The 19962-nt window shown below is 61.0% G+C and carries 19 protein-coding genes and 1 pseudogene; 15 read left to right on the forward strand and 5 right to left on the reverse strand.

Features of this window, described 5'->3' with window-relative positions; translation table 11 throughout:
* Positions 1-114: 114 nt before the first annotated feature.
* Positions 115-1353, forward strand: a complete 1239-nt coding sequence (locus A2J01_RS29545) for an HNH endonuclease signature motif containing protein (protein ID WP_064114153.1) — start codon at positions 115-117, stop codon at positions 1351-1353.
* A gap of 70 nt (positions 1354-1423) precedes the next feature.
* Here the strand turns inward: A2J01_RS29545 and A2J01_RS29550 are convergent, their stop codons facing one another.
* Both A2J01_RS29550 and A2J01_RS29555 read right to left on the reverse strand, forming a co-directional pair.
* Positions 1424-2419 (reverse strand): endonuclease/exonuclease/phosphatase family protein, encoded by a 996-nt coding sequence (locus A2J01_RS29550; protein ID WP_064114154.1) that lies wholly within the window; start codon positions 2417-2419, stop codon positions 1424-1426.
* Positions 2420-2486: 67 nt separating this feature from the next.
* Positions 2487-3908: a short-chain fatty acyl-CoA regulator family protein gene (locus A2J01_RS29555; protein ID WP_003939891.1), complete on the reverse strand. Its 1422-nt coding sequence runs from the start codon at positions 3906-3908 to the stop codon at positions 2487-2489.
* 167 nt (positions 3909-4075) lie between these two features.
* Here A2J01_RS29555 and prpD point away from each other — a divergent pair, with 167 nt between their 5' ends.
* The 6 genes and pseudogenes from prpD to A2J01_RS29585 all read left to right on the forward strand — a co-directional run bounded on the left by prpD (position 4076) and on the right by A2J01_RS29585 (position 9992).
* On the forward strand, positions 4076-5578 hold the full coding sequence (prpD, locus tag A2J01_RS29560; RefSeq protein WP_007732586.1) for a 2-methylcitrate dehydratase PrpD: 1503 nt from the start codon (positions 4076-4078) through the stop codon (positions 5576-5578).
* Positions 5578-6495 carry a methylisocitrate lyase gene (prpB, locus tag A2J01_RS29565; protein ID WP_058226554.1) on the forward strand — a complete coding sequence of 306 codons (918 nt, stop codon included), beginning with the start codon at positions 5578-5580 and terminating at the stop codon, positions 6493-6495. Before prpD ends, prpB begins: the two co-directional genes overlap by 1 nt.
* Positions 6492-7613: a bifunctional 2-methylcitrate synthase/citrate synthase gene (locus tag A2J01_RS29570; RefSeq protein ID WP_047269777.1), complete on the forward strand. Its 1122-nt coding sequence runs from the start codon at positions 6492-6494 to the stop codon at positions 7611-7613. The genes prpB and A2J01_RS29570 overlap by 4 nt, the downstream gene beginning before the upstream one ends.
* Before the next feature lie 189 nt (positions 7614-7802).
* Complete coding sequence (locus A2J01_RS29575) at positions 7803-8585, forward strand: enoyl-CoA hydratase (RefSeq protein ID WP_064114155.1); 783 nt, start codon at positions 7803-7805, stop codon at positions 8583-8585.
* Positions 8586-8645: 60 nt separating this feature from the next.
* Positions 8646-9505, forward strand: a pseudogene (locus A2J01_RS29580) (SDR family NAD(P)-dependent oxidoreductase).
* Positions 9506-9515: 10 nt separating this feature from the next.
* Positions 9516-9992, forward strand: a complete 477-nt coding sequence (locus tag A2J01_RS29585) for a MerR family transcriptional regulator (protein WP_064114156.1) — start codon at positions 9516-9518, stop codon at positions 9990-9992.
* Here A2J01_RS29585 and A2J01_RS29590 read toward each other — a convergent pair.
* Together A2J01_RS29590 and A2J01_RS29595 are read right to left on the reverse strand one after the other, a co-directional pair.
* Complete coding sequence (locus A2J01_RS29590; protein ID WP_042452778.1) at positions 9989-10909, reverse strand: TIGR01777 family oxidoreductase; 921 nt, start codon at positions 10907-10909, stop codon at positions 9989-9991. The two genes, A2J01_RS29585 and A2J01_RS29590, sit on opposite strands and share 4 nt — an antisense overlap.
* Positions 10906-11583, reverse strand: coding sequence for a TetR/AcrR family transcriptional regulator (locus tag A2J01_RS29595; protein ID WP_064114159.1), 678 nt, complete (start codon positions 11581-11583; stop codon positions 10906-10908). The genes A2J01_RS29590 and A2J01_RS29595 overlap by 4 nt, the downstream gene beginning before the upstream one ends.
* Positions 11584-11728: 145 nt before the next feature.
* Here A2J01_RS29595 and A2J01_RS29600 point away from each other — a divergent pair, with 145 nt between their 5' ends.
* Entirely contained in the window at positions 11729-12133 is a 405-nt protein-coding gene (locus A2J01_RS29600; protein ID WP_042452776.1) for an EVE domain-containing protein, read from the forward strand.
* Positions 12134-12145: 12 nt separating this feature from the next.
* A complete protein-coding gene (locus A2J01_RS29605) occupies positions 12146-12592 on the forward strand; it encodes a MarR family winged helix-turn-helix transcriptional regulator (protein ID WP_080726731.1) in 447 nt (148 codons plus the stop codon).
* A 21-nt stretch (positions 12593-12613) separates the two neighbouring features.
* Here the strand turns inward: A2J01_RS29605 and A2J01_RS29610 are convergent, their stop codons facing one another.
* The gene (locus A2J01_RS29610; RefSeq protein ID WP_042452773.1) at positions 12614-13252 is read right to left on the reverse strand and encodes a TetR/AcrR family transcriptional regulator; all 639 of its coding nucleotides are present in this window, start codon (positions 13250-13252) and stop codon (positions 12614-12616) included.
* 96 nt (positions 13253-13348) lie between these two features.
* Here A2J01_RS29610 and A2J01_RS29615 point away from each other — a divergent pair, with 96 nt between their 5' ends.
* The 6 genes from A2J01_RS29615 to A2J01_RS29640 all read left to right on the forward strand — a co-directional run.
* Entirely contained in the window at positions 13349-13810 is a 462-nt protein-coding gene (locus A2J01_RS29615) for a MaoC family dehydratase (protein ID WP_042453553.1), read from the forward strand.
* 28 nt (positions 13811-13838) lie between these two features.
* Entirely contained in the window at positions 13839-15011 is a 1173-nt protein-coding gene (locus A2J01_RS29620; RefSeq protein ID WP_064114157.1) for an acyl-CoA dehydrogenase family protein, read from the forward strand.
* Positions 15012-15020: 9 nt separating this feature from the next.
* On the forward strand, positions 15021-16154 hold the full coding sequence (locus A2J01_RS29625) for an acyl-CoA dehydrogenase family protein (protein WP_064114158.1): 1134 nt from the start codon (positions 15021-15023) through the stop codon (positions 16152-16154).
* 130 nt (positions 16155-16284) lie between these two features.
* Positions 16285-18213, forward strand: coding sequence for a molecular chaperone HtpG (gene htpG / locus A2J01_RS29630; RefSeq protein ID WP_063315798.1), 1929 nt, complete (start codon positions 16285-16287; stop codon positions 18211-18213).
* Positions 18214-18367: 154 nt separating this feature from the next.
* On the forward strand, positions 18368-18907 hold the full coding sequence (locus A2J01_RS29635; RefSeq protein WP_030535159.1) for a DinB family protein: 540 nt from the start codon (positions 18368-18370) through the stop codon (positions 18905-18907).
* Positions 18908-18999: 92 nt separating this feature from the next.
* Positions 19000-19962 (forward strand): FAD-binding oxidoreductase (locus A2J01_RS29640; protein ID WP_156519444.1); only part of this gene is annotated, 963 nt, incomplete at its 3' end.

Genomic DNA, 19962 nt, shown 5'->3' on the forward strand with positions numbered 1-19962 from the left:
CGCTGTATCAGTCGTGAACGAGCCTGTACTTCAACAGGTCTCGAGTCGCGCACCTTTTTGAAGTTGCCCGTTTTGTCTCTGGTTCTCGAAAGTGTGTTCGATTAAACTTTGGGCATGGACAGTCGGGATGCGTGGCAGCTGGATGGCGAGGACCTCAAGGGTGAGGTTCTGGATCTGGTGCGTGTCCGGCACGAGTTGCAGTCGCGGTTGGTGTTGCTGATCGTGGAGATGTTTTCCCGGGAGGTTCTCGGTGGGAAGGGTTTTCGGGCGATCGCGCAGTGGTTGCATGGTTCGACGAATTTGGAGATCGGTGAGTGCAGTCTGCTCGTCGGGTTGGCGCGGTTGTTGATGCTCGAACCCGTGGTGGGCGATGCGTTTCATCGCGGTGAGGTTGACGCGTTGAAGGCGCGTCAGGTGGCGTCGTTTTGTCAGCATCCACCCAAGAACATGACCCTGGCGGATGTGGACAAGGCCCGCGGAATCCTGCTTGGCCTGGCGTCGCAGAACATCGCCGATTGTGATGCGGTGCGGGCGGCGATCCGGCGGATCGAGAAGCAGTACGGCAAGCGCGAAGACGGGGTTCCGGTGGGTGAGGATTCGGAGCGTAACGAGTTCTACGCGTCGAAGGGCCTGTACGGGCGGGTGACCGTGAAGGGTGATCTGGATGCTGTGAACGGGGCCCGTCTGATCACGTTGCTGTCGAGCCTGTCTGCGCCGACGCCGGAGAAGGACGGGGTCAAGGACACGCGTACTCCGGCATTACGGCGTGCGGATGGGTTTTGCGAGTTGTTGCGGCGGTACGAGCGGGCGGGGTTGGGTCCGATCGAGGGCGGGGTGAAACCGCACATCACGGTGACTGCGTCGGCGAAAGACATGACGGACCTCAAGGCGTTGAAAGACCTGTTGCCGTCCACGGAGGAGTTGGGTTTCGCGTGGGCGGATTGGGTGGGCCCCATCAGTATCGATACCGCGCGGATGTTGGCGTGCGACTGCACCGTGACGCGGATTTTGTTGGACGAGAATGGTGTTCCGCTCGACTGCGGCAAGGAAGCGAGAACGGCGACGGTTCCGCAGCGGCGGGCGTTGGCGGTTCGTGATGGTGGTTGCGCGTTTCCGGGGTGCGGGACACCGTCGGGGTGGTGCGATGCCCATCATATTGTTCACTGGAACGATGGTGGCCCAACGGATCTCGACAACCTGATCTTGTTGTGCGGCCATCACTACCGGACGCTGCATCACACCGAGTGGCGGGTGGAGATCGGACCGGATCGGAAGGCGGTGTTCTATCCGCCGATGTCGGTGGATCCGTATCAGCAGCCGATCGGCGGGAACAGCCCACCCACAGCGGCGTGAACCGCGACAACTGAAGACGTGAGCACCGGGGCACAACCATGCCCCGGTGCTTGCTCAATCCAGTATTTACTCAAGACAACGTGATGTCGGCAATCAGGCCGTGGTGATCGGATCCCTCGATCTCGATCCGTTCCAAGGATGTCGCCACGGCGCCTTTCGTGATGATGTGGTCGATACCGACCACCGCCGGATACCGCTTGTCGGTCGGATAGGTCGGGATCAGGCCGGAACCCAATTGGTCGGCGGCGCTGGTATATCCGTTCGTGAGAAGATTCCGGAACTGTTTGTTCGAGTACGACGCGTTGAAGTCGCCGCTCACTATCACGTTGTCCCGCCCGGCGACTTTGTCCATGTAAGACCCAAGCCTTCGCTGCTCGTCCGCCCACACCGAAGCCGGTGAGATGTACGCCGGTGCCGGATGCACGGCGAACAATGTGACTGGCTGCGCCAAGCCGACATTCAGTTCTGCGGACAGCGTTTCGGGTGAGAATCCGTCGAGGCTACGCGGATTGGAGAGTGGAAAGCGACTGTAGATTCCTGCCCCGCCACCACCGTCGGTGTACGGGACGAGGAATTGGTGGCTCAGAACCTCGTCAAGCCCGGCGGCTTTGAGCGCGTCGGCTTCCTGGTACGTCAACTCCTGGACCGTCACCACGTCGACCTCGCGTTCGCGGACCATCGCCACAAGCGACTCCGGATCCGCTGCACCGACCATCAAGTTGGCCTGCATGATTCGAATCGGTGGACCGTTCGCAGACGTCGACTCCCCAGTTCCGCCGATGTACAGCGGGCTCACAGACCATCCGAACAACCCAAGGACGAGGATCGAGGCGGCGCACACGATCCACTGACGCCCGATACCCGAGACGACGGCACCGATCAGCGGAGCAATCATCAACAAGGGCGCCACTGACGCGAGAACGATCACGATGTTGTGATCGACGTCCAACTGAGTTGCGATCAAGGCAACCAAACCAGTCACGATGCCGGCCACACCGGCCACGGCCGAAAGGCGGCGAAGAACCAGTCGACGAGGGGTCACGGCATCGGGTTGCATGACGTCCATGGAAGCAGAAGCGCGTCGTAGCTCCGGGAAACTGCAGGTGGAGTCGGTGCGCCCTATTGTTTGCGCCCTATTGTTGCGGATACGGAAGATGGCTGCTGCTGTTCTCACTGACGGAGATCGAGCGGCCGAGTTGGGGGAAGGCGCGTTGAGAGCACGCTGGCCTGTCACAGACTTTGCACCCCGCGCCGATCGGCACGATGGTCGCGGGGTCGTCCGTCTGAATTCCGTGTGAGTAGACCATGCGATCGGCGTAGCCGATGTCGCAACCGAGTCCGACGGCGAAGTTGCGCTCGGGTGCGAGGTACCCGAGTCCGCCGCTGTGGGTAGTGCGCGCCACCCAGAGGTATGTCCGGCCGTCGGGCATCTTCGCGACCTGAGTGAGGATGCGACCTGGGCTCGCGAATGCCTCGTGGATGACCCACAGCGGGCAGCTGCCTCCGACTCTGGAGAAGTGAAAGGCGGTAGCAGACTGACGCTTCGAGATGTTTCCGGCGCGATCGGTTCGGACGAAGAAGAAAGGGATGCCGCGTTGGCCGTGTCGTTGGAGAGTGGACAACCGGTGGCAGACTGTCTCGAAGCCGACCTCGAACTTGAGGCTGAGCAGGTCGATGTCGTACCGCAAGGCCTCAGCGGATTGCAGGAATTGGGTGTACGGGAGTAGCAGTGCGCCGGCAAAGTAGTGTGCGAGTCCGACGCGAGCCAGCGCTGCGGACTCGGCGCTCAATGATTCATCCTCGGCGACAAGGGAATCGATCACGTCGGCCTGCGTGAAGAAGGCCAACTGCATTGCGATCTGGAACGCGCGTTGTCCTGCCGACAGACGACGGGCGAGTGTGAGGACCGACTTGTTCGGATCGTAGTAACGCTTGGGGCCGAGCTTGTCGGGTTCGTCGGTACGGATCGTCACGGTGACGCCGTGCTGATCGCGAAGTAGTCGTGCCAGTTGCAAATCCACTGCGCCCACGGACAATCCGTTGTCCAGAAACATCTGCTCGGCAGCGTCGTCCAGAACGGCGATGTGATTCTTTCGGTCGTAGAAGAAGTCCCGAACTTCCTCGTAGGGCATCGGTACGAGTGACACATCGGACGCTGGTTCGCCGGACAACTGCGTCGAGAACTGGTCCAACTGCTCTGTCGCGGCGTGAAGGCGGCGGTGCAACATCACGAGGGTGCGTCCGACCGCCGGCATGCGGGCCACCAATTCGTCCACCTCGGCCAGAGATACGTCTCCAGATTCCGAAGTTTCGGCCAAGGCGTGATGAACGTCCGCAACCAGGCGTGCGTCGGAATCGGAGGCGAAGAATTGCACGTCGAGATCGAACTCGGCGTTGAGCTTGAGAAGGACGGGCACCGTCAGCGGTCGTTGATCGTTCTCCAGTTGATTGACATAGCTGGGGGAGAGTTCGAGTGCCTTCGCCAGTGCGGACTGTGACAGGTTTCGTTCCTCCCGCAGCCGTCGCAGCCGCGCTCCCGCGTACATCTTCTTCATCGAATCTCCTCGGTGCCGATCGCGTTCACCCTACCGAGAAGCTATTCGCAACATTCGCAACATTGCAGCATTGTCATTGCACAAATAGGCAATTGCGAGGGCCTATCCCGAGGTGAATGAGCTGCGTAGCGTGCAAATAGATACCGAAGAACGTGAGAAGAGGACCGATGAAGACGCATCTCGTACGCACTCACCGCTCTGCCGAAGAGTTCCCCAAGGAAGACCACCTCGCGTGGAAGATCGCGGAAGTTGCGACGGATTCCGTCGACGTCACCGACGCCACATCCGACATGATCGTCAACCGGATCATCGACAACGCGGCAGTTGCCGCAGCTTCCCTGGTGCGCCGTCCCGTGGTGAATGCGCGGGCGCAAGCACAGTCGCATCCGTATACGCCGGGCTCCACCGTGTTCGGTATCCCCGGTACGTTCTCGCCTGAATGGGCCGCCTGGGCCAACGGTGTCGCGGTTCGTGAACTCGATTTCCACGACACGTTCCTCGCCGCCGAGTACTCGCACCCCGGAGACAACATCCCGCCGATCCTCGCCGTCGCTCAGCACACCAGCCGTGACGGTCGAGACCTGATTCGTGGTCTGGCGACCGGCTACGAGATCCAGATCGACCTGGTTCGGGCTATCTGCCTGCACGAGCACAAGATCGACCACGTCGCACACCTCGGCCCCTCGGCTGCGGCAGGTATCGGAACTTTGCTGGGCCTGGGCACCGAGACGGTCTACCAGGCAATCGGCCAGGCGCTGCACCTCACGACGGCGACACGTCAGTCCCGCAAGGGCGAGATATCCAGTTGGAAGGCGTACGCGCCTGCGCTGGCAGGCAAGGTTGCCGTAGAGGCGGTCGACCGCGCGATGCGCGGTGAGGGCGCACCGTCACCGATCTGGGAAGGCGAAGACGGCGTCATCGCCTGGCTACTCGGTGGCCCGGACAAGGAGTACCACGTTCCGCTGCCCGGTTCGGGTGAGGCGAAGCGCGCCATCCTCGACTCGTACACCAAAGAACACTCCGCGGAGTACCAGAGCCAGGCGCCGATCGACCTCGCTCGCCGAATGCGTTCTCGTGTCGGTGATCTCGACCAGATCGCCTCGATCGTCCTGCATACCAGCCACCACACCCACGTCGTCATCGGCACCGGTTCCGGCGATCCGCAGAAGTTCGACCCGACCGCCTCGCGTGAAACCCTCGACCACTCGGTGATGTACATCTTTGCCGTTGCGCTACAGGACGGTACGTGGCACCATGAACATTCCTACGCGTCCGAGCGTGCACAGCGCGCGGACACGATCGAGCTGTGGAACAAGATCTCCACGCGCGAAGATCCCGAATGGACACGCCGTTACCACTCGACGGATCCGGACGAGAAGGCTTTCGGTGCTCGCGCCGAGATCACCTTGAAGAGCGGCGAAGTCATCGTCGACGAGCTTGCGGTGGCCGATGCGCACCCGCTCGGCGCACGTCCGTTCGCTCGCGATCAGTACGTCGCGAAATTCCGCACCCTCGCCGAGGGCGTCATCGAGCCGAGCGAACAGGACCGCTTCCTCGATGCGGCTCAGCGCACCGCCGAATTGAAGGCAGGCGAACTCGATCAGCTGACCTTCACCGTTTCCGAAGACGTTCTCGCTCGGGCTCCCAAGGTCGCCAAGGGACTTTTCTGATGTCGGGCCTCATCGCAGCCGCGACGTCTGCAGCCGACAAGCGGATTGCCTTCCGGGCCGGACTGACGTCCGGAAAGATTCAACGACTCCCGGGTGCGATCAATCCGCTGACAGCCAAGCTCATTGAGGAAATCGGGTTCGAGGGTGTCTACGTTTCAGGTGGTGCGTACTCCGCCGGATTGGCGCTTCCCGACATCGGACTGACCACCTTGACCGAGGTCGCCGGCCACAGCAAGCAGATCGCGCGCGTCACGGACCTCCCGACGCTCGTCGACGCCGACACCGGTTTCGGTGAACCTATGAGCGCGGCCCGCACGGTCACGATCTTCGAGGACGACGGAATAGCCGGTCTGCACCTCGAGGATCAGATCAACCCCAAACGCTGCGGGCACCTCGACGGCAAAGCAATTGTGCCCACCGAAGACATGGTTCGCCGTGTTCGTGCTGCAGTGTCGGCGCGTCGTGACCCGAACTTCGTCATCTGCGCGCGCACCGATGCTGCCGGAATCGACGGTATCGACGCGGCGATCGAGCGAGCAAAGGCCTATGTGGATGCCGGTGCCGATCTGATCTTCACCGAAGCTCTTGCCACCGAGGCCGACTTCGAGAAGTTCCGCGCAGCAGTCGACACTCCGCTCCTCGCCAACATGACCGAGTTCGGGAAGTCGAACCTCATTTCGGCGAAGACATTGGAAGAGATCGGTTTCAACGCCGTCATCTACCCCGTGACCACCCTTCGGCTGGCGATGTTCGCTATCGAAAAGGGTCTGCGCGAGATTTTTGCGGAGGGCACGCAAGAAGGACTGCTCGGCGAAATGCAGCATCGCAGCAGGTTGTACGAGATTCTCGAGTACGAGCGCTACAACGAATTCGACAGTGGCATTTTCAATTTCAGCTTGGAGGGGAGTAGGACATGACCGAACAGATTCCGACGATCTACAAGGGCTTGGCCGGAGTTGTCGTCGATACGACGGCTATCTCCAAGGTAGTGCCCGAGACGAATTCGTTGACGTATCGCGGTTACGCAGTGCAGGACCTTGCCGCGAACTGCAGCTTCGAAGAAGTTGCGCACCTGCTCTGGTACGGCGAACTGCCGACTCCCGAGCAGCTCGAATTACTCTGCCTGCGTGAGCGTGCGGCCCGTCGTGCCGACCGCTCACTGCTCTCACTCCTGACCAAGATGCCGGACAACTGCCACCCCATGGATGTTGTCCGCACGGCGATCAGCTACCTCGGCGCCGAGGATCCGGCGGAGGACGACAACTCGGAGAAGGCCAATCTGGCCAAGGCGCTGCGGATGACGGCTGTGCTGCCGACCATCGTCGCAGCCGATTTCCGCCGCCGGCGCGGTCAGGATCCCATCGCGCCGCAGTCGGACCTGGGTTTCGCCGAAAACTTCTTGAACATGTGTTTCGGTGCTGTTCCGGAGTCGGCGATCGTGAAGGCCTTCGAGGTCTCGCTGATCCTGTACGCGGAGCACTCCTTCAACGCCTCGACGTTCGCCGCTCGTGTTGTGACGTCCACACTTTCGGACATCTACAGCGCAGTGACCGCTGCTATCGGCACGCTCAAGGGCCCGTTGCACGGCGGTGCAAACGAAGCTGTCATGCACGACATGCTCGAGATCGACGACCCCGACCGCGCCGAAGCCTGGATGTCGGAGAAGTTGGCTGCCAAGGAGAAGGTCATGGGCTTCGGGCACCGCGTCTACAAGAACGGTGATTCGCGTGTTCCGACCATGAAGCAGGCCCTCCTCGACGTCGCGGCAGCGACCGACGGCGAGAAGTGGGTGCAGATGTACGAGATCCTCGAGAAGACCATGGTCAGTGCCACCGGAATCAAGCCGAATCTCGATTTCCCCACGGGCCCTGCATATTTCCTCATGGGCTTCGACGTCGAGATGTTCACGCCGATCTTCGTGATGAGCCGCATCACCGGATGGACGGCGCACATCATCGAGCAGGGGCAGTCGAATGCACTGATCAGGCCGCTGAGCCAGTATTCGGGCGTGCCACAGCGCACAGTCGTGGCATGACACTTTTTGCTGTCGTGGCATGACACCCCTTTGATACTGCGTCGGCGAGGTTCGGTTCTGGCATCACCGTCTCCTGGCCTCGTCGACGCTTCTCCGTTCGCACTATCTGCAACTTTGCATCGAGAATTCGCAAAGATATTCAAGTGCAATGTGTTTCGACTTTTCTCTACCGGAAATAACGTGAGTGTCATGACTGAAACGCACGAAGAAATCTTGATCATCCGTCGTGGCGAGACCCTCGACGTCGTGTTCAACCGGCCGGAAAAGCGCAACGCATTGACCCCGCAGATGTACGACGCCATTGCCGGAGCCTGCCGGCGCGCCGACTCCGACCGCGAGATTCGGTTAGTCACTCTCCGAGGTGCTGGGGGAGAGGCGTTCTCGGCGGGCTCCGACATTGGCCACTTTCAAACCTTCTCGAGCTTTCACGACGGGCTCGACTACGAAAGCCGGTTCGTCGGCGTACTGACCGAACTCGAGAAAGTGAGGGTTCCCACCCTCGCGGTCATCGACGGTGTGTGCGCGGGAGCAGGGCTGTTGCTGTCGGCAGCGTGCGATGTGCGGATCGCGACGCAGGGGTCACGCTTCTGCCTACCGATCGCGCGCACACTCGGAAACTCGTTGTCGATCCATTCCGTGGCTTTGCTGGCGGACAGGATCGGCAGTTCGCGTCTGATGTCGTTGATCGCTCGGGCTGGGGTGATGTCGAGTGGCGAGGCTCTGCGGAGCGGCTTCCTCAGCGACTGTGCAACAGAGTCCGAGTTCGCGACCCTGACTGCCCAGGTATCTCGCGATCTACTTGCCGCCGCCCCGATGACCGTCTGGACTATTCGGGAGTCCCTGCGGCGCATCAGAACCCGAGTGATTGCCGACAACGATGATCTGATGAGCATGATCTACAGCAGTGACGACTTCAAAGCCGGCGTCGACGGTTTCCTTCGCGGAGAACGACCGCTCTGGGCCGGCGTGTAGTTCGGCGGTAGAACCACAGGCTTGCGTTGGAGCGCGCTCTAACCCCTAGCGTTGCCGACCATGACAACAAAGACCTGGATCATCACTGGAGTTTCTCAGGGTTTCGGCCGTGAACTCGCACTGTCTGCACTTCGATCGGGGACGCGGTAGTCGCTGCAGTTCGTCGTCCCGAGTCCGTTGCAGATATTGCGTCGGCGAATCCGGATCGGTTCTCGGCGGTGACGTTCGACGTCAGAGATACCGCAGCGGCTCCGGGCGTCGTCGAATATGCGCTCGAGCGTTTTGGTCGCATCGACGTGCTGGTCAACAATGCCGGTCGTGGGATGGTCGGCGCGGCGGAGATGGTGGACGATTCGACCTTGCGGGATCTCATGGAACTGCACCTGATCGGACCCGCCGCGTTGGTGCGCGCCGTCCTCCCGTCGATGCGAGTGCAGGGCAGCGGGACGATCGTGCAGATGAGCAGTCAAGGCGGCCGTATGTCGTTTCCCGGCGTCGGGGCGTACTCGGCGTCGAAGTTCGCTCTCGAAGGTTGGTCGGAGGCTCTCGCCGGTGAGGTCGCGCAGTTCGGCGTTCGGGTGATGATCGTCGAGCCCAGCCGATTCCGTACAGCATTCAACACGCCTGGCGTTCTGAGCTTCGCCGAATCATCATCGGAATACCGTGATTTGCTGGATCCCGTTCTGCGGGACATGGCGGCCGCAGACGGTGTTCAGGAGGGTGATCCGGAGAAAGCAGCAGAGATCATCACCTCGCTTGTGCACAGCGAGAATGTGCCACTTCGTCTGCCACTCGGAAAGGAAGCCGTGGAGCGTGTCTCCGCGTCGTATCGGAAGAATCTCGCCGAGGTATGCGTCTGGGCCGACCTGGCTCGCAGCGCCGATTTCGCGGATGCTGCCGGCCCTGTCCGTCCGTTCTAGGCTGAGAAGCATGGCTACCGAAGACTTGATGCGTAAGGCACTCGAGGCACTTGGGGAAGTGAACGGGCCCATGTCGATCGAGGTGATTCACCGACTCGTCGATGCAGGAGACGTTCAGGAGCCGATGTCGATCGCCGAAGTCTCGGACCTGCTGGATGTCTCGGCACATACGCTGCGCTACTACGAGAAGATCGGTCTGGTCGAGGTCGATCGTGACTCGAGCGGACATCGTGTGTACGGTCCGGAATCTGTTCGCAGGCTGGTGTTTCTGACCCGCATGCGTATTTCAGGTATGGCGATTCGCGACCTGCAGCACTACGTCGAACTGGTCGACGCCGGTGAAGGGACAATTCCGGAGAGGCTCGACATGCTGCTCGAGCACCGGGACACCGTTCGTCGGCAGATCAAGGAGCTCACGTTGTCTTTGGCTGCGACGGAGTACAAGATTGCGAAGTACGGCGGGCGGACCGGAGAGCAGGATATTTAGCCGAGTGAAACCGGAAGCAACCCTCGCGGGGTCTCTTGAGCGATCTGGTTCAGCGCAGACTCCAACGTCGGAAATTGATACTGGAAGCCGCTGTCCGCGAGCACCCCTGGTGAAACCCAGCGACTCTTCGTTACCAGTTCAGCCTCGGTGCGGATGATTCGTGCGCCGAACTCGAGCATCCAGCCCGGCGTCGGAAACCCATATTGTCGGCCAAGTTTCGCTCGTACCATCCGCATCATGTCGGTGTTGGTTACCGGATACGGGGATGCGATATTGACCGGGCCTGAGATCTCCGGATTCTCGTGGACGTGGATGATCGCGCGAATGACGTCGGCGATGTGAATCCAGCTGAACATCTGTCGGCCGTCGCCCATTCGTCCGCCGAAGCCCATTCGGGCGAGGTTGACGAACGGATTGATCGCCCCACCGCCGGCTCCGAGGACGATCGACATCCGAAGTGCCACTTTGCGAACAGGCGTTGGGGCTGAGAACAATTCGTGTTCCCACGCTCGCGCGACCGCTACGGAGAATCCCTTTCCCAGCTCTCCGTTCTTCTCGTCCATCGGTCGATCTCGTGCGTCTCGGTAGATCGTGCCGGTACTGGCATTCGCCCAGAGTGAGGGTGGCTGCGGCGTGCGGGTCAGCGCACGACCCAACAGTGCAGTCGTTTCCACTCGGGAGGAGAAGATGTCGTCGGCATTGCGCTTGTTGTAGCGGCAGCTCACGGAGCGGCCGGCGAGGTTGACGAGCAGATCCGTGCCGCTGAGTACATCGGCGACGCCGTGCTCGTCGGACCACGTGGCATCGCTCGTTCCTCCCCGGCCGATCGTCCGAACGTCGACCCCGTTGGATTCGAGCGTTCGAAGAAGGTGTTGGCCTACGTAACCCGACGCACCACAGACAACAACGGTCTTCATGGTTTTGTGTTCCCCTCTGCAGAAACGACTTTTGTCATCAGGGCGGCGACATCGCCGACCAGACCTCGTGCCACTGGCAGCCGGGCGAGGGTGAGCGCTTTCGCGATGATCGGTACCAGGCCGTCGACGAGGGATCGGGTACGAGTTTGCCCCGGAGACGCGTCGGTGACCCAGTGCAGCGTCACGCCCAGATAGCTGAGCCACAAGAGCGTGGGGAGCTGGGTCTCCAATGACGCCGGCGTCTTCTCCTTCGACGCCGCCAGTGCTTCACGCATCAGATCGACGGCCATCGATCTCGCATCGGTCGACTCGGCCGAGAACGGGCTGGACTGTGATGTGGTGGGCAGGGCAACGTGCAGAAACGTGCTGCCGAAGCCGTGATAGGGCCCCATGACATCGAGTCCGGTGTGCAGAACAATCCTGAGATTTTCTGTCAGTGACCCACCTTCGCGAAGGAGTGGAAGCGCCCGCGCGCGGTGATCGCGTTGGATGACGAGATACAGCTCGTGAACCAGTTCGTCTTTACTGGCGAAGTAGTAGTAGGCGTTCCCGAGCGAGACCTCTGCCTCATTTGCGATCTTGCGCATGGTCGTCGCTGCGAAGCCTTCGTCGCGGAAGAGCCGCAATGCTGTTTCCACCAGCTTTTCCCTGGTCTCGATCCCGCGAGTACTCATCGACACTCCTTCTTTGAACATGTTCAAGTGCAGCGTACGCCCTGGAGTTGAACACGTTCAAGAGTGGATCTGTTGCGTGAAATATAATAAGCGCGCATACTAAATGTATGAATGAATGTGCTTTCGGTTCGCCAGGGGGCCGGCGATGAATGCCTGGTTAGGGGTTGTCTGTGCCGAACATGTGCGTCGCGCAGTGGATCTCGGTATCGCACAGATCGGGCACGGAAAGAGAGCTGGTTTGGTACGGATGAAAGCAGGTGACGTGCTTGTCTATTATTCGCCGGTCGAGTCCATGGGCGACCGAGATCCGTTGCGCGAGTTCACAGCTCTCGGTGTGATCGAAGAGGGTGAGATCTGGCAGGCGGACGAGGGGTGTTTCAAGCCGTTTCGGCGGCGAGTTCGGTACGAACAGTTCAACCCCGTTCCTCTCGACGCAGTCCGGAGTCGATTGGCGCTGACCTCGGCACCGAATTGGGGGTATCAACTCCGGCGTGGCTTGATTCCGTTGGATGACAACGACGTCGAGATTCTGCGCTCGGCAACGAGCTGACACACTGACGCTGTGGTGAAGAAACTGGAAACCGACTTCGAGGATGCTGGCGACAGTCCGGGTCTGATGTTGTGGCGTGTCACCAATGCTTGGCAGGCTTCGATTCGCGCGGCGCTGCGGCCTTTCGACCTGACTCACGTGCAGTTCGTTCTGCTCGCCGCACTGACCTGGCTGGACGCGGAGACTTCGATAACTCAACGCGATCTTGCCGAGTACGCGCGCACCGACCCGATGATGACATCGCAGGTGGTACGGACCCTCGAATCCAAGGGGTTTGTGGAACGCCGTCCACATCCGACCGATGCTCGGGCACGCTCGGTGGTGGTGACCCAGGCGGGTGCGGCCCTGGCCGGCAAGGCAAACCGTGCGGTGGAAGCATCGGATCGGGAATTCTTTGCCGCTCTCGGGGATCGTCAGGCGGCCTTCGTTGCGATGCTCGGCGTGCTCGACCGAAAGTAGCGACCTACAGTTTTCAGGGGATTACTCTGAAGTACGCTGCAGCAGTGCATATTTGGCGTCCAGCCCGTCCAGTAGGGATTCCAGCGCGAGTTCGAAACTGGCACTGTCGATTTCCGCAGCACGCTCACGCAACAGATGTGCTCGCGTGAGGTGCGGGTAACGCTCGGCGTAGATCGCAGGATCGTCCACGAATCCGCCGGAGAACGTCGCCGTCGCAGCACCCATGACCACGTACTTGACGGAAGCGCCGATCAGCGTTGCCGTGCGCTGTGGCCATCCGGCGCGCACCAGTCCGCCATGGATGGCGTTCGCGCGATCGAGGGCGATGGGCCTGACGCTCGGACCGTAGGCCAAGTAGGGAACGATATTGGGATGCTTGCCCAGGGCGGCGTGGTAGGACCGCGCCCACGTGCGTAGCGCGCCGCGCCAATCGTCGGAGTCGAAGCCGCTCACGTCGACGGACTCCATGATGACGTTCGCGACGTCGTCGAGTAACTCGTCCTTGTTGGCGTAATGGCTGTACAGCGACGGTGCCTGTACGCCGAGAACAGTGGCGAGTTTGCGCATCGAGAAGTCGGTCAAACCGTGCTCGTCCACCAGTTTCAGGGCGGTGTCCCTGATGATCGGCTTACTCAGTAGTGGAACCCGCGGTCGCGCCATCGGCCAGAACCCTTTCGTCTGAAAGTACTGGACAACCTTACACTGTGAGTTTATTATCCAATTAACCTAACAGTGTTCGGGAACGTGGAGGATCAGATGACACGGGTGTTCGAGAACAAGTCCGATCTCCTGGGGGCGGTCGGTGAAACGCTGGGCTCGAGCGAGTGGGTCGAGGTCACCCGCGAGATGGTCCATCAATTTGCCGACGCGACCGGTGACCATCAGTGGATTCATGTCGACGACGAAAGAGCCAGGCGCGAATCACCTTTCGGTGGACCAATTGCGCACGGGTATCTGACGCTCTCACTCCTGCCGCTTCTGTCGAAGTCCGTGTATCGCATCGACGGCGCGAAAATGGTCATCAACTACGGGTCCGACAAGGTTCGATTCCCGAGTCCGGTGCCAGTCGGGGCCAAGGTTCGAAATACCGCAGTGCTCTCCGCAATCGAAGAATTGCCGAACGGTTCACTACAGAGTCAGATCACCAACACCGTCGAGATCGAAGGCGTGGGCAAACCTGCCGTCGTTGCGCAGACCGTCGCGCGAATCTTGTTCTGAAACCCTGCCAGAAGAAAGCAGACTCCATATGAATCTCGAATTGACCGGTGAGGAAGTTGCGTTCCGCGAGGAGATGCGAAAGTTCTTCACCACCGAATTCTCGCCCGAACTTCGTGCGCGTGCAGCGGGATTCGGAAAGCTGACGCGTGAAGACATCGTTGCGGGCCAGCAGATTCTGAACGCACACGGACTGGCGGTTCCGCATTGGCCGATCGAATGGGGTGGCAAGGACTGGACTCCGGTACAGCGCCACATCTATTCCGAGGAAATGCAGTTGGCGTCGGTACCCAACCCGTTGCCGTTCAACGTGAGCATGGTTGGGCCCGTTATCGCGGCCTTCGGCTCGCAGGAGCAGAAGGAGAAATTTCTCCCCGCTACGGCCAACGCCGATATCTGGTGGTGCCAGGGTTTTTCGGAACCCGAAGCCGGTTCGGATCTCGCTTCACTCAAGGCGGCCGCTGTTCGTGACGGCGCAGACTACATCGTCAATGGTCAGAAGACGTGGACTACTCTCGCGCAGCACGCCGAGTGGATCTTCTGTCTGGTTCGTACAGATGCAAGTGCTCAGAAGCGGCAGGCCGGAATTTCGTTCTTGCTCATCGATCTGGCAACTCCCGGCATCACGGTTCGCCCCATCAAACTGATCGACGGCAGCGTCGAGGTCAACGAGGTGTTCTTCGACAACGTCCGCGTCCCTGCGGAGAATCTTGTCGGCGAAGAGAACAAAGGCTGGGACTACGCCAAGTTCCTGCTCGGCAACGAACGCACGGGCGTCACGCGGGTCGGGTTCTCCAAAACTCTTGTCGCCACGGCAAAAGAGAAGGCGCGGGAGGTTCGCGTCGGAACCGGCACCCTCCTCGATGATCCGTTGTTCGCGGCTCGGTTGGCTGAGCTGGAAAACGATTTGCTTGCGCTGGATCTGACTCAACTGCGAGTTGTGGCGAGTTCGGCAGACGGAAAGCCGAACCCGGCGTCCTCGCTGCTCAAGCTCCGCGGCTCCGAATTGCAGCAGGCCGCAACGGAATTGCTGATGGATGTTGCGGGTCCGGACTCGTTGCCGGTGAATACGGTCGAGATCGACTCGCCGGAGTGGGCGCAGCAGGCGGCGCCGCGCTACCTGAACTACCGGAAGGTTTCCATCTACAGCGGATCAAGTGAGGTGCAGCGCTCCATCATTGCCTCCTCGATTCTCGGATTGTGAGCATCTGACATGAATTTCGAACTCGACGACGAGCAGACGATGCTTCGCGACACGACGCGTGAATTGCTCAACCGCAGCTACGACGCGGAGAAGCGTAACGCCACCTCGGCCACTGACGAGGGATGGAATGCCTCGGTGTGGAAGCAGTTCGCCGAGCTCGGGCTGCTCGGCCTGCCATTCGCGGAGGCCGACGGCGGGATGGGCGCTGGGCCGGTCGAGACCATGGTCGTGATGACCGAACTGGGCCGCGCGCTTGCACCCGAGCCGTATCTGGGTGGTGTTCTGATCCCCGGCGGTTTGATCGCGGCTGTCGGTTCGGCAGATCAGCGGGCGCGGCTCCTGCCGGCGCTCAGCGACGGGACCACTCTGTCGGCCTTCGCGCATACGGAACCCGGCACGCGCTGGCCGGTCGCCACTGTCACGACCACTGCATCGCAGGAGGGATCGGGGTGGACGATCACCGGCGTCAAGAACCCGGTTCTGCAGGGCGACAGCGCGCACGTCGTGATCGTCAGCGCCACACTTCCAGGCGGCGGCACCGGGCTCTTCCTGGTGGATGCGGAGGGCTCAGGTGTCACACGGAGCACGTACGCCACCCACGACGGCCGTCGCGGTGCGCAGTTCACGTTCACCGATGCCGCGGCCGAACAGCTTGGTGAGGGCGGCGATGTCACGGAGGCGATCGTCGAAGCAGAGGTTCGGGCGCAGGCAGCTCTGTGCGCCGAGGCGATCGGGATCATGACCGAAGCTCTGCGACTGACGACGGAATACCTGAAGCAGCGCAAGCAGTTCGGTGTTCCGCTCGCGAAGTTCCAGACGCTGACTCATCGTGCGGCCGACATGTACGTGGCGCTCGAACTGGCGAGCAGCATGAGTCTGTACGCCACCATGGCCATCGCCGACGGAGTGATCGATCCGACCATCGCGTCGCGAGCGAAGCTGTCTGTCGGTCGCGCCGCGCATCAGATCGGTCAGGAAGCAATTCAGATGCACGGTGGAATCGGTATGACAGCCGAGTATCCGGTCGGGCACTACGTCTCGCGGCTGGTGGCCATCGAACACACTTTGGGCGCATCTGACGATCACCTCAGGGTGCTGGCCGCCGGCGTCTCGAACTATTCGATGGTGAACGTCACCGAGTAGATCGGTGGTGAAGATAACGGGAGGTCACGCGCAGGTCGCGTGGCCTCCCTTGTCTGTGCGGGGGCCGACCCGCGGTATTCGCGGTCAAGTAAAATTCCTGTGATCAGTCCGAGAAGAGAAAGGGATCGAAGTGACCGCGCATACCGAGCAGCTCGAGTTCCAAGCAGAAACACGTCAGCTGCTGGATCTGATGGTTCATTCAATCTATACGAACAAGGACAGCTTCCTTCGTGAGTTGATCTCCAACGCTTCGGACGCGCTGGACAAGCTCCGCCTCGAGTCTTACCAGGACAAAGACCTCAACGTCGACGTCTCCGATCTGCATATCGAGATCGACATCGACAAGGCAGCACGCACCCTGACCATCCGCGACAACGGCATCGGCATGTCGCGTGACGAGGTCGTCGACCTGATCGGCACGCTCGCCAAGTCCGGCACCGCCGAGGTCCGTCGCAAGCTCAAGGAAGCCAAGGATGCAGCGGCATCCGAAGAACTGATCGGTCAGTTCGGCATCGGCTTCTACTCCACGTTCATGGTCGCGGACAAGGTCACGCTGCTGACCCGCCGCGCCGGTGAAGATCACGCGACGCGCTGGGAATCGACCGGCGAAGGCACGTACACGCTCGAGCATGTGAACGAGGCACCGCAGGGTAGCTCCGTGACCCTGCACCTGATGCCCGAGGATTCCGAGAACGGCCTGCACGACTACACGTCGGAATGGAAGATCAAGGAACTGGTCAAGAAGTACTCCGACTTCATCGCGTGGCCCATCCGCATGGATGTCGCTCGTACGTCGACGCCGGCCGAGGGCGAGGAGCCCGAGGTCACCATCGAGACCGAGACGATCAACTCGATGAAGGCGCTGTGGACTCGCGCCAAGGACGAGGTGTCCGAGGACGAGTACAAGGAGTTCTACAAGCACGTCAGCCACGCCTGGGACGAGCCTCTCGAGGTCATCCCGATGAAGGCCGAAGGTACTTTCGAATACCAAGCGCTGCTGTTCATTCCGTCGACGGCGCCGTTCGATCTGTTCATGCGTGAGCGCAAGGCCGGGATCCACCTCTACGTCAAGCGCGTCTTCATCATGGACGACTGCGAAGAGTTGGTGCCCGATTACCTGCGCTTCGTCAAGGGCGTGGTCGACGCACAAGACCTCTCGCTCAACGTCTCTCGTGAAATTCTGCAGCAGGACCGGCAGATCGCTGCCATCCGTCGTCGTCTGACCAAGAAGGTCCTCTCGACCATCAAGGACATGAAGGCGAACGAGCCGGAGAAGTACTCGACTTTCTGGACCGAGTTCGGACGCGCGCTCAAGGAAGGCCTGATGGCCGATGCCGACAACCGCAAGACGCTGCTCGACATCTCGTCCTTCGCCTCGACCAACAGTGAAGAGGGCGTGACCACTCTCGCCGAGTACGTGGAGCGCATGAAGGACGGTCAGGAACAGATCTACTTCATGACCGGCGAATCTCGTCACCTCATCGAAAGCTCGCCGCACATGGAGGCTTTCAAGGCCAAGGGCCTCGAGGTTCTGGTACTTACCGATCCCGTGGACGAGATGTGGGTCGACGCAGTCTCGGACTTCGACGGCAAGACCTTCCAGTCGATCGCCAAGGGCGAGGTCGACCTCGACACCGAGGACGAGAAGAAGGCGGCCGAGGCCGAGCGCGAAGAGAAGGAAAAGGAATTCGGCGCGCTACTGACGTGGCTGACCGAAACCCTGTCCGAAGACATCAAGGAAACGCGTCTCTCGACGCGACTGACCACGTCGGCTGCCTGCATCGTCGGCGACGCGTTCAGCATGTCTCCGACGCTCGAGAAGATGTACAAGGCTTCGGGTCAGCCTGTTCCACACAGCAAGCGCATTCTCGAGCTCAACCCGGAGCATCCGCTTGTCTCGGGTCTGCGGGAGGCGCAGGCCGCCAATGACAATGCAGAGAACCTGACGGAGACGGCTCAGTTGCTCTACGGCATGGCGTTGCTTGCCGAGGGCGGTGAACTGAGCGATCCGGCGCACTTCACGCGCCTGCTGGCCGATCGTTTGGCTCGCACAGTCTGATCTCGTCTAGCTCGCTCGAACTCCCGGCACTCACCTTCATCGGTGGGTGCCGGGAGTTTTTTCTTGATCGTTTTCTAATGAGGACCGTTTCTGTCCGCAATAACTTCTAACGTAGTTCTCACAGGGCACGAACCCACGAGCGAAGGAAAACATCATGAACGCACCGATCACCACCGTCACCGGCGAGCGCGCGGATCTCCTCCAGAGCCTGCGTCGGCATCGTGAATTCCTTCTCTTCACCGTCAAGGACCTCACCGACGAGCAGGCCGCTTCGAGGCCGACCGTGAGTGAACTGTGCCTCGGCGGATTGATCAAGCATGTGGGTCAGGCGGAAAAGGGATGGGTCGACTTCATTCTGGAAGGGCCGGCCGGACTTGGTGGGGACTTCGACCCGACCCAGTGGTCGGAAGAGATGCAACAGGAACGGGCGAACGAATTCGCGATGGTCGAGGGTGAAACCTTGGCAGGCATCGTTTCCGAGTACGAGGGGATCGCGGCCAGGACCGACGAGTTGGTGGCCTCGCTGGACAGCCTCGACATCTCGCATCCACTGCCGTCGGCGCCGTGGTTCGAAGCGGGAGCTCGCTGGTCAGCGCGGCGCGCATTGCTGCACATCATCGCCGAGACGGCCCAGCATGCGGGCCACGCGGACATGCTTCGCGAAGCCATCGACGGTTCCAAGACGATGGGTTGATGGATGGATTGATCCACCGGGATGTTTACACATCACACAAATATGTAACACTAGTGTCTATGAGCACCGAAAAGTCTGCCTTGCAACCGCCGATGCAGTGGGACGCCTGGGGCGATCCGGCCAAGAAGCGTGAACTGTCGGACGCAGTCACATCATTGTTGACCGGATTTCTCGGTGTCTCCGCACCGACTCGATCGCGTCTCGCCATCGAAGACGTCCAGGTGGCTCCGTCCGCTATGACCCAGTCGCATGTCGAAGCGCTGGCTGGGCTGGTCGGGGCCGAGTACGTCAGTACCAAGGATTCCGATCGAATCCTTCGGGCCGGTGGCAAGAGCACCCCGGATCTGCTTCGCCGCCGTAGCGTCGAGCCGCAGGACGCACCGGACGCAGTCGTCACTCCAGGGACAGACGCAGAGGTCGAGCAGGTTCTCCGATACTGCTCTGCCAACCGGATCGCAGTGGTCCCGTTCGGTGGTGGCACCAGCGTCGTCGGCGGGCTCGATCCCATTCGTGACGGGTTCGACGCAGTTCTATCTCTCGATCTGCGCAGGTTCGATCAGCTTGTCGGGTTGGACGAGGAATCGGGCATTGCGACGTTCGGCGGCGGAACTACCGGCCCACGGGCCGAGGAGCTTCTGCGTGAGCACGGTTTCTCGGTCGGGCACTTCCCGCAGAGCTTCCTGTTCGCCACTCTGGGCGGGTTTGCCGCCACCCGGTCTTCGGGGCAGGCGTCGGCTGGATACGGGCGCTTCGAGGACATGGTTCAGGGCCTCACCGTTGTCACCCCGAGTGGAGTGATCGAGACCGGGCGTGCGCCGGCATCCGCTGCAGGCCCCGATCTGGGTGAGCTTTTTGTCGGCTCCGAGGGCACCTTCGGCGTCATCACGCACGTGCGTGTGCGGGTTCACCGTCTGCCCGAGACCACCGTGCGCGAAGGGTGGAGCTTCCCCGACTTCGCCACCGGCGCAGCTGCATTGCGTGAGCTGGTCCAGGAAGGATCGGCTCCGACCGTGCTGCGGTTGTCCGACGAGGCCGAGAGTGGCGTGAATTTGGCG

Source organism: Rhodococcus sp. EPR-134 (genome assembly GCF_001647205.1).
GTDB lineage: Bacteria > Actinomycetota > Actinomycetes > Mycobacteriales > Mycobacteriaceae > Rhodococcus_F > Rhodococcus_F qingshengii.